Origin of the sequence: Micromonospora sp. WMMD1120, assembly GCF_029626235.1 — a bacterium.
Classification (GTDB): Bacteria; Actinomycetota; Actinomycetes; order Mycobacteriales; family Micromonosporaceae; genus Micromonospora.
The window spans coordinates 4809942-4819617 of record NZ_JARUBO010000005.1 but is presented as its reverse complement, the minus strand read 5'-3'; the positions used below and the strand labels follow the sequence as shown (position 1 = coordinate 4819617).

Below are 9676 nucleotides of genomic sequence, written 5' to 3'. Positions count from 1 at the left end.
CGATGAGCCGTCGCCGCATCACCGGCCGAGACGACGGGCACCGGCTTCCCCGTGACGTCCCCCACCCCAGCCGACGGCGTGGCCGCCGGGGTCGGGGTTGGCGTTGTCGTCGGCGTCGGGGTTGGCGTTGTCGTCGGGGTTGGCGTTGTCGTCGGGGTTGGCGTTGTCGTCGGGGTTGGCGTTGTTGTCGGTGCCGGGGTTGGCGTTGTTGTCGGTGCCGGGGTTGGCGTTGTTGTCGGTGCCGGGGTTGAGGTCGGCGTCGACGTCGGCGTGGACGTCGGCGTCGGAGTAGCGGTCGGGGCCGGGGTCGAGGTAGGTGCCGGAGCTGCGGTCGAGGGCGTCGCCGTGGCGGACGGAGTCGCCGTGGCGGACGGAGTCGCCGTGGCGGACGGAGTCGCCGCGGCGGACGGAGTCGCCGCGGCGGACGGAGTCGCCGTCGTGGTCGCGGATGCTGTCGGAGCGGGAGCGGACGTCGTGGGCGGGGATGCTGTCGGGGCCGGGGTGGACGTCGCTGCTGGTGCCGGCGAAGCTGCCGACGAGGAACCGACCGCCGAAGTCGATGGCGAGCTGACGGTCGACGGGGAGGCTGCCGTCGAGGTCGAGGGCGGCGCGACCGGTGGGGTCGACGTGGTTGCCGGCGTCGACGACGGCACAGCGGTCCCCGATGACTGCGCTGTGGCCGAGGCGGGATTCGCCGTCGCCGTCGAAGCGGTCACCGGCGTGCCGGGCGCGACCGTCGACGACGGCGCTGTCGCGGACGGCGAGGTGGCCGACGAGACCGACGTCGAGGTCGCGGCGGATGGGGCAGAAGGCGAAGTAGCCGAGGACGAGGTGGCCGCTGATCCGGATGCCGTCGAGGTCGCCGCCGCCGGATTGCCGGAGGCGGAGGTGGGGGTGGGTGCCGAGGTGGCCGGGCCTGCCGCGCTCGCCGACCCACCCGCTGCGGCGGGCGTGCCAGCGGGCGTCGAGGAGGCCGACGACGAGGCGGACGACGACGCCCCGCCGGTGGACGGGGCACCGCCGGTGGACGGGGCACCGCCACCCTGCCCCGCGTTCGCCCCTCCCACCGTCGCGACCGGCGAGCCGCCGGTGGTCGTGCCGGACGTCGGAACCGTCGCCGATCCCCCGCCGGCGGCGGCTGCCTGCGCGGCGCCGGTCGAGGGACCCGTCGAGGCAGCGGCCTCGGGACTCGCCCCCGAGGAGCCCCCCGACGCGGAGGAGGCCGCCGTCGACGCCGCGCCCGACGCCGACGACGCCGACGGGGCCGAAGCAGAGCCCGACGCCGACGGGGCCGAGGCCGAGCCTGGGGCCGAAGAACCGGCCGACGGGGCTTGGCTGGACGAGGAAGCCGCCGAAGCCGGGGTTGAGGTCGACGCCGCCGAGGAAGGTCCGGTGGACGCCGCCGTCGGGACGGTAGTGGTCGGGGACGCTCCGCCCGCACGGGCGGACGCCACCGGGGCGACGGCCGGCCCGGTGGTGGACGTACCCACCGGTCCAGAACCAGAGGCCGCCACCGATTGTGCCTCGTCCGAGCTGGACCGCGCAGCGTCCGTGGTGGCGGCGCTGTCCGACCCGGCGGCGACGTCAGCGGACGTGTCCGATCCACTCGCGCCCGGCTTCTCCGTGACGTCCGCGTCGGACTTCTCACCGACCTGGTCGCCGGGCTTCGCGTCGGAGTCGCCGACCGCCTCGGCATAGCTGGGGAGCCCGTCCACACTGGGCACCCCCACCTCGCCCACGCCACCGCTTCGACCGCCGGTGGACGGCCCGCCCTCGGACGCTCCGCCAATCGTCGCCGCGGTCACCGAACCCCAGTTGAACCCCTGCCCGAAGATCGCGCCGGTGCCCGCGTCCGCGATGGCGCCGCCCGCGCCCTGCGCGGTCGCGGAGATCGCGGCGTACGCCCCCTTGAACTGGATGTCCGTGATCTGGCGCATTCCGTCCGAGGTGATGCTCTGGGTGGTGCTCGTCCACCTGTTCGCCAGGTGCCGGGCCGCCTCGCCGGCGACCAGGCGACCGGCGCCGGCGGCGACACCACCGATCACGCTCCCGACGCCGGACACCAGCAACGACTGCGTGTCCAGGCCGCCGATGCGCAGACCACGGGCGATCTGGGCGAGCTGGGTGGCGAGGTCCACGCCGAAGCCGATGACCACCTCGGCGGCCAGCTCCGTGATCAGGGTACGGAGGATCGCATACAGGATGCCGCGCGCCGTAGCGACCACGATCGGGATGAACAGGGCACCGAAGAGAGTGGCCAGCAGCCAGGCGATGGACGCCGCCAACACGACCAACTGGACGATGATCGTCACCTTGGTCTTCTGGATGTCCGCGGCGGCGTTCATCGAGGTCTTGGCGAGTTCGTCGGTCACGCTGGCCAGGGCGTCGAGGACGGCGGGCAGGTCGGAGCGGACCAGATCGGTGTACGTCGTGGCGGCCGACCCGGTCATCGCGTCGCCGAGGGAGCGGGCCAGTCCGGGCATGTCGTCGCGCAGCGCCCGCAGAACGTCCCCGTGGTCGCTCCACATCCGGTGCATGCTCCGCAGCATCGCCTCGTTGCCCTCTGGCCACTCCATGCCGACCACGACCTTCAGCAGCCGCTGAAGGTCGGGGGGCAGGTCGACGACCCCGGGCCCGGAATCCTCCGCCATCTGGTCCTCCGCGACTTTCCGCTACTCGCTCTGCAGCTCCAACGTGCCGCCGCCCTGGGCGTCGAGCTGCTGGAACGCGTCGGCGATGAGGCGCAGATTGTCGGCGACACCGACGAGGGTCTCGACGGTGGTGCCGATGTCGGCGATCTGCTGTTCGGCGGGCCCGACGTAGTTGTTCGCGAAGGACTTGCCGGACGCGTCGTCGCCCCAGCAGCCGTACACGGCATCGAGGTCCCGCTGCAACGCCGTGAATGCCTCACCGAGCCGGTCGCCGCTGGCCCCGAGCCGGTCCGCCATCGCGCGCACCCCGGGTACGTCCGCGGAGGTGATCTCGGACATCAGCTCTCTCCCCGCAGTCGCGCCTGGTCGCCGGTGGACACCGCGCCAGGCGGCAGGACGTCCAGCGAGGCGTTGAGGAAGCTGCTCACCATGCGTTCCAGGTCGACCTCGCCGCCGGCCAGGTCCTGCAACGAGATGCCGGGCAGCACCTCCCCGCCGGCGACGTCGGCGAGCTGGTTCAGGGACTCGACGCGGGCCGCCGCGATCGTCTCGGTGATGAGCGAGGCCAGCTCGGCCGGTGCCATCTGGCGGTACCGGGTGTTGTGAAAGGTCAGCTTGAGGATCTCGCCGCGGCCGTTCATGGCGACCGACAACATCCGGTCCTTCGAGGTGGTTGTCGTGCCCTGCGCCATCCGCTCGTGCAGGCGTCCGAGCCGTTCCCGTTCCTCGGCCAGCGTCTGCAGGGCGGCCTCGAAGCCGGCTGTCGCGTCGCCGGGGGTCCGTTGGTCGGTCATCAGGGGCTCCTCTCGGGGCGTACTGGTGTGGAGGGCCGGCCGCGTCCGGGGGTTCCCCAACCGTCCGACGGTTCGGCCCAGGGGCCGGGGTCGACCGGCGCGGGGACGACCACGCGCCGGTCGCGCTGGTGGGCACCGACCGCGCCCATGCCCATCCCGTGCATCGGCATCATCGGCATCATCGGCGCGCCCGCGCCGGGAGAGGCGCCACCCGGCGGGCTGGGCGGGACGTCCCGGTCCGGGTCGAGATCGCTGGCGAACAACTCGACGCCGGGCGGCGCCGACCCGGTCAGCTCCCGCCCGGTCGCGGTGACCGGGGGTGGCGGCGGGAGGTCCTGCCCGGCCCGCAGGAGCGCCGCCCCGGCGGACGACAGGACCACCTGGCCCTGCACGTCGTACGTGTTGGGTCGCGTCTGCGGGTCGACGGCCTGGCGGGCCACCAGCTCGCCGAGGCGGTCGCGGGCGTCGGCCAGTGAGTCGCCGGCCCGGCGCAGCGCGCTCGCGAAGTCGGTAGCGGCGAGTTGGTCGAGCACCGCCGCGACGTGGGCGGACGACGCCGGTACCGAGGACGTGGGTCTGATCGACCGGTAGGCGTCCTCGGCGTCGCGCAGGGCGCGGCGGAGCCGGTCGGCGAGTTCGGCGAAGGTCTGCCGCCGGTCCTCGAAGCGGTCCGCGGCGGCGTAGAGCGCCGCGGGCGGGGTACGGCTCAGTCGGGCGACCGCCTCCTCCAGCAACAGAACTGTCACGAGGGCCGGCCGATCGCCTCGGCGGAGGCCCCGTCGCTGTCGTCCTGCCAGGCTTCGTCGTCGCCCTCCAACCAGATGCTGCGTTCCCGGTCGCGGGACGGCTGCTGCCCGTGTCCCTGACCCATCGGCGGCATCATCGGCATGCCCTGCCCGGCGGACGGGTCGATGGCCGGGCCGGTCGGGCCGGCCTGGGCCACCGGGACGGGCGGGCGCAGGTCGGTGAGCGGGCTGCCGGCGGTACCCACACCGCCGGCCCCGCCGGCCGAGCCCCCGCCGCCGGCCGAGCCCAGCCCGCCCGACGCGCCCGAGCCGCCGCCCCCACCGGAGCGTGCCCCGCTGAGGAAGTCGGCGAGGCTTGTCGGCCGGCCGTCCCCGGTGTGGACGCCGTTCTCCTCGATCAGGTCGTCGAGGGCGCCGGTAGCGCCGTCTCGGGCGTCCTCCAGCGCCTCGATCCGGGCCTTCTCCTCGGCGCTCTCGCCCGGCTGCGCCTCGGCCTCCTCGATCAGGTCTCCGATCGCGGCGTCGACCGCCTGCCGGGCCCCGCGGACGGCGTCGTCGTGCCGGGCGTCCTCCGGGTCCACGGTGTGCGTCGAGCGAGCCATCTCTTCCAGGCTGTCGTCGAGCGCGTCCCGGGCGTCCTCAAGCGCCGCGCGACGCTGCTCCTTGGTCTCCGGATCCGCGTCACTGGCCTCGTTCTCCTCCAACAGATCGTCGATGGCGTCGGTGGCCGCGTCCCGGGCGTCCTGCACCGCCTCCCCCGGGGCGCTCGCGCCACCCTGACCCAGCAGGTCCTCGATGGCCTTGTCCGCGGCCTCCCGGGCGTCGTCGAGCGCCTGCTGACGCTCGGCGGCGCCGGGCCCGCCCGGCTTATCCGACAGGTCGGCGATCGCCTTGTCGGCGGCCTTCTTGGAGTCGTTCAGGGCCTGCTGCCGGGCCGCCTCGGATGGCTGCCCGCCGCCCGTGCCGGGCCCGCTGCCGCTCGACGGGCCGGAGGACTCGGTCGGCAGGCCGCCGCCTGAGGAGCCGCCGCCCGGCATGCCACCGCCGGCCGACTGCAAGCCCTCGATCGCGTCGGTGGCTGCCTTCTGCGCGTCGTCCAACGCCTTCTGGCGGGCCTGATCGGCACCGCCGCCGCTGCCCTTGCCGCCCCCGGGGCTGCCCGATCCGCCGCTCGGCATGCCACCGCCGGGACTGCCACCGCCGCTGCTGGGACTGCTGCCACTGCCGCTGCTGGGACTGCTGCCACTGCCGCTGCCGGGGCTGCTGCCACTGCCCTTGCCACCACCCGAGCTGCCGGACCCGGGGCTGCCGCCACTGCCCATGCCCGGCATGCCGCCGCCCGCACCAGCGCCGGAGGTCTCACCGCTCGGCGCCCCACCGCTGCCGGACGTACTCCCGGCAGATTTGGACAGGCCGTCCATGGCGTCGTTCGCCGCCTTCTGCGCGTCCTGCAGGGCGGCCTGCCGCTCCGCCGCACCGTCGCCGCCACCCGCCCCCGAGCCGTCGCTTTTCAGCGCGCCGTCACCGGCGCCGCCGCCGGAGGAGCCACCCGTCGACCCGCCCAGGCCGCCGTCCCGCGCGGCGTCTTCCAGATCGTCGATCGTGTCCTGCGCCTGGGCCTCGGCCTTGTCCCGCTCGTCGTCGTTGCTCGACGACGAGTCGTCATCGTTCCCCGAGGACGAGGATTCGTCGTCGTCGTTCGACGAGGACGAGGAGTCGTCCGCCGCGCTGGTGAACACGTTCGGCGGGGTGATCTCCAGCGGGTCCAACGCCTCGCCCTTGATCACGTACTTGTCGCTGAGCGTCATCAGGAGCTGCCGCATGTGCGGCATCATGATGTTCTGCTCGACCATCTGGTACGCCGCGTCGCGCGCCTTCTGCAACATGTCCGCCGGCGGCGACATCTCGACAGCGTTGTACGCGTTGTACACCGCCTGTTCGAACAGCTGCTCCTGCTGGTCGGTGAGCTGGTGGAACGTCTCGACCGCCTCCCAGAAGGCGGTGGCGAACACCTTGATGTCGTGCCCGACGTCGCCGACCAGCTGCCCGTACCCCTCCAACCGGTCGTGCACGGCCCGACTGTGGTTGAGCAGCTCCGCCGTCCGTTCCTGGAACGCGTCACCGGCCTTGCCGATGAAGCCCGGGTCCAGCGCCGTCTTGATCCGGTCGAACTCGTCGTTGATGCGGGCGAGTTCGGCGGCGGCCTTCTCGAAGGCCGCCCCCGCGTCGTGCCAGGCGTTGCCGGTCTCAGCGGTGTTGTCCACCAGTTCGCTGACGTACGGATGCAGGTCCGTCCACACGTGCAGCGCGGCGAACGTCTGCCCACGGGGGGCGGGCGTCTGGAGTGAGCCGACCGAATCCTCGGGCATGGCCTACTTCTCGTCGTCCTCGGGCGTGACGTTCGCGGTGACGCTTGTGCTCTGCGGCACCGCCTGGTTGTTCGCGCCCTCGGTGAAGAACCCGCCCTCGTAGTCGTAGTCGATGACGTCGGTGCCGGTGAAGAGCAGGTCCGGGGTGATCGAGGTGTCCGGGAAGACGGTGACGTTCAGGTCCTCGGGCGCCGGCAGGGTGACCGCGATGGTCCCGTCGTCGGCCTTCTTCGCCTCGCCCGTCATCGGGTCGATCTCGAAGCCGAAACGCGCGCCGTCGCGATTGACGTTGTCTCCGGTGTCGTAGGTTTCCTCGCCCTCCGCGGGCGGGATGGTGATACCACCGACCGATCCGGTCCAGGTCTCGATCTCGTCGACGGCCTTGCCCTGCAGCGAGTCGGCGTTCGACTGGTCCTGCTCCGCGAAGATGTCGGCGATGGTGCGCAGCCGCGTGCCGAGCGCCTCGAAGGACGCCTGTAGGTCGAGGGCGTGCTGGCGCAGGCCGGCGCCGCGGTCGGCGACCATGGCCTCGAGCCACTGGGCGGCGTCGAGTTTGCCGGCCTCCAGTGTGCTGGTGTCCGCTGCCGTCTCGAAGATCGTCATGCTGCTGTCGGTGATCAGGTCCTCGATCTGTTCCGCCGCGTCGCGCAACGCCGCGAGGTCGATCTCGGTGCTGTCCGAGCTGGCCATCTGCACTGCTCCTTTCCGGGCCGGTGCGTGCGTCACACGGTGTCGATGTGGACGTAACGCGGTGTGGGCGTTACGCGACCAGGGCGGCGGAGGCACAGGCACCTCCCGCCGCCCCCGCCCGTCACATCCCGCCGAGCTTCCGGTCAGTCGCCTGGTAGTCGCCGAACATGTCAGCCAGGTCGTTGCTGCGCTTGACCGTGACGTCGTTCAGCTCGGTGATCCCGTCCCGGACCTTCTGGGCCTTCTGGTCGTAGTTCGTGACGTAGTCACCGTTGAAGGCGAGGACCTTCTGGGCCTCCTGCTGGAGGACGTCCAACTGGGCGAGCACGGCGTCGTTGATCCGCTTCATCTCGTCGTACGCGAGGTCCATCGAGGAGTAGTCGTACTTGATGAAATCCGACATCGGAGAAGCTCCTTCGGGCAGTCAGGGGATGTGGGGTGCGGCGATCAGACGAGGGCGCCGCCCTGGTCCTGGTTGAGCCGTTCCAGCTCGGTCTTGCAGTGGCGCAGGTACTCCTCGCAGTCGTTGAGCAGGTCGAGGACGCGGCGCATGTCCACGCTCCACTGGTCCTGGAGGGTGTTCAGCTTCTCCATGAGCTGCCCGCTGTTGGCGGCGTAGAGGGCGTTGACCGTGTCGTCGAGACCCTTACGCTGACCGTCGAGGTCCTGCTCGGCCGCATCGTGGTTGTTGGCCGCGTTCTCGATGTCCTGCGGGGTGATGTCGGTGATCGCCATGCTGGCTGCCTCCTGTGCGCCGATGATCGTTGGCACCGGTAGACAACCAGCCGGCGGGCGAACACAGGACCGTCCGGGAAGCTCGCCGGTCGTTCTCCGGGGATTTCCCTCACCCAGGAGTCAGGCGGCGCGTCAGGTGGTCGGCCGCCAGGTCTGGTCCTCGTCGTAGTTGCAGGTCCAGATGGCCGTGGTCGCCAGGTCCCAGCCGATGTCCAGGCACATGCCGCCGTTCACCACGCTGATCAGGGCGTTGTCGCGGACCGTCCAGCGCTGGGTGGCCGCGCTGTTGCAGGTGGCGGTCTGCACGATGGTGCCGTCGGTGACACCGCTGTCGTTGACGTCGAGGCAGAGTCCGCTGCGCGCGGACCGGATCGTGCCGTCCGACCGCACGTTCCAACGCTGCGACACCCGGTACGGGTCACAGGACTCGATCCGGGAGGCGAGCAGGTCGGTGGCGGCCCCCGCGTCCAGGCAACTGCCTGACCGCCCGTGCGCGAACATCGTCCCGGCCGGCTTACGACGCGGGGTGGGCTGGGGCGGCGCCGGCTTGCGCGACGGGGGGCTGGGCGGCGCGGCCGTCGGCCGCCCGGGGGTGGCCGACGAAAACCCCGACGGGGTACGCGACGCGGACGGCGACGGCGCGGGGCCGGAAGCCGCGCCGAGGCGGGTGTCCAGCCGGTAGTAGTCGGTGTAGCGGCGCACCCGCTCCAGGAAGGACTGGGTCATCGCGTCCGGGACACCGCCGGCGCGCCGGACGGTGTCCTCGCCGGAGTGCCAGGCGGCGAGCGCGAGCAGGTACGGGTCACCCGGCAACCCGTCCAATTCCTGCGCGAGTTGGCACATGCCCGCACCGAGCACACCGATCACGTCCGCGGCGTCGGCCCGGGACGCCTTCGCGGGCGCGTACCGCTGCCACAGCTCGAGGGGCACGGCGGCGTCCGGGGGGTCCGTACGCAGGCCGGACACCGCCATCAACTGCCCGGCGACAGCGGCAGCGGGCACCTGGGGGCACCGCCGGCCGACGCGGGCGATCGGGGGTACGAGCGCGTCGGGCAGCGGTACGGCGTCGGGCACCGCCGCGGCCGTGAGCGCGCCGGCGCCAGCCGAGGCGAAGTGCGGAAGCCCCTGGTAGTGGCTCGCGTAGCCGACGGCCCGTCGCACGTACTCGGACGCCGCGTCGGGCACGCCGCCGGCCTCGGTGACCGCCGGCACGCCGACGCGGAAGCCGGCCAGCGCCAACCGCCACGGGTCGCCCTTCACACCGGACTGCCGGATCTCACCGCTGAGCTGGCACATGAGGTGCGTCAGCGCGGCCACGGCGGCCACCGGTTCGGTGCGCTGCGCGCCCTGCCACGGCGTCCACCGCCGCCACTGCTGCTCGTCCAGGCCGGCCAGGCCGCTGCCGCCGGACTCCGTGCGGGTAGCGGTGGCGGCCAGGCCCGACTCGGCCATCAACTGCCCGGCGACCCGTGCCGAGGAGAGCATCGGACAGGCGTGCCCGGCGGCGAGTACGGCGGACATCTGCTCGTCGGAGAGCGGCCGGCCGACCAGGTCGTCCTGACCGGCGTACGCGATCACGCCGGCGCCCACGGCGGCGGCGACACCGACCGCGATCAGGCCGGCGATCCAGCCGCGACCATGCGGCAACAGTCCAGCAATCCGCACCTTCCGCCCCTTCGACGACGCCACCC

Annotated in this window: 10 protein-coding genes; 2 read left to right on the top strand and 8 right to left on the bottom strand. The window is 72.7% G+C overall.

Annotated elements, in window-relative coordinates; genetic code table 11:
- Nucleotides 1–51: 51 nt before the first annotated feature.
- Both O7634_RS22185 and O7634_RS22180 read left to right on the top strand, forming a co-directional pair.
- On the top strand, nt 52–1698 hold the full coding sequence (locus O7634_RS22185) for a hypothetical protein (RefSeq protein ID WP_278152043.1): 1647 nt from the start codon (nt 52–54) through the stop codon (nt 1696–1698).
- Between the two features lie 144 nt (nt 1699–1842).
- Complete coding sequence (locus tag O7634_RS22180; RefSeq protein ID WP_278152042.1) at nt 1843–2604, top strand: hypothetical protein; 762 nt, start codon at nt 1843–1845, stop codon at nt 2602–2604.
- A 68-nt stretch (nt 2605–2672) separates the two neighbouring features.
- Here the strand turns inward: O7634_RS22180 and O7634_RS22175 are convergent, their stop codons facing one another.
- The 8 genes from O7634_RS22175 to O7634_RS22140 all read right to left on the bottom strand — a co-directional run bounded on the left by O7634_RS22175 (nt 2673) and on the right by O7634_RS22140 (nt 9650).
- A complete protein-coding gene (locus tag O7634_RS22175; RefSeq protein WP_278152041.1) occupies nt 2673–2990 on the bottom strand; it encodes a hypothetical protein in 318 nt (105 codons plus the stop codon).
- Nucleotides 2990–3445 (bottom strand): YbaB/EbfC family nucleoid-associated protein, encoded by a 456-nt coding sequence (locus tag O7634_RS22170; protein WP_278152040.1) that lies wholly within the window; start codon nt 3443–3445, stop codon nt 2990–2992. The genes O7634_RS22175 and O7634_RS22170 overlap by 1 nt, the downstream gene beginning before the upstream one ends.
- Complete coding sequence (locus O7634_RS22165) at nt 3445–4191, bottom strand: hypothetical protein (RefSeq protein WP_278152039.1); 747 nt, start codon at nt 4189–4191, stop codon at nt 3445–3447. The genes O7634_RS22170 and O7634_RS22165 overlap by 1 nt, the downstream gene beginning before the upstream one ends.
- Nucleotides 4188–6560, bottom strand: coding sequence for a hypothetical protein (locus tag O7634_RS22160; RefSeq protein ID WP_278152038.1), 2373 nt, complete (start codon nt 6558–6560; stop codon nt 4188–4190). Before O7634_RS22160 ends, O7634_RS22165 begins: the two co-directional genes overlap by 4 nt.
- 3 nt (nt 6561–6563) lie before the next feature.
- The gene (locus tag O7634_RS22155) at nt 6564–7250 is read right to left on the bottom strand and encodes a hypothetical protein (protein WP_278152037.1); all 687 of its coding nucleotides are present in this window, start codon (nt 7248–7250) and stop codon (nt 6564–6566) included.
- Nucleotides 7251–7371: 121 nt separating this feature from the next.
- A complete protein-coding gene (locus tag O7634_RS22150) occupies nt 7372–7653 on the bottom strand; it encodes a hypothetical protein (protein ID WP_278152036.1) in 282 nt (93 codons plus the stop codon).
- 44 nt (nt 7654–7697) lie between these two features.
- Entirely contained in the window at nt 7698–7985 is a 288-nt protein-coding gene (locus tag O7634_RS22145) for a WXG100 family type VII secretion target (protein ID WP_278152035.1), read from the bottom strand.
- 132 nt (nt 7986–8117) lie between these two features.
- Nucleotides 8118–9650 (bottom strand): RICIN domain-containing protein, encoded by a 1533-nt coding sequence (locus O7634_RS22140; protein ID WP_278152034.1) that lies wholly within the window; start codon nt 9648–9650, stop codon nt 8118–8120.
- Between the last annotated feature and the right edge of the window lie 26 nt (nt 9651–9676).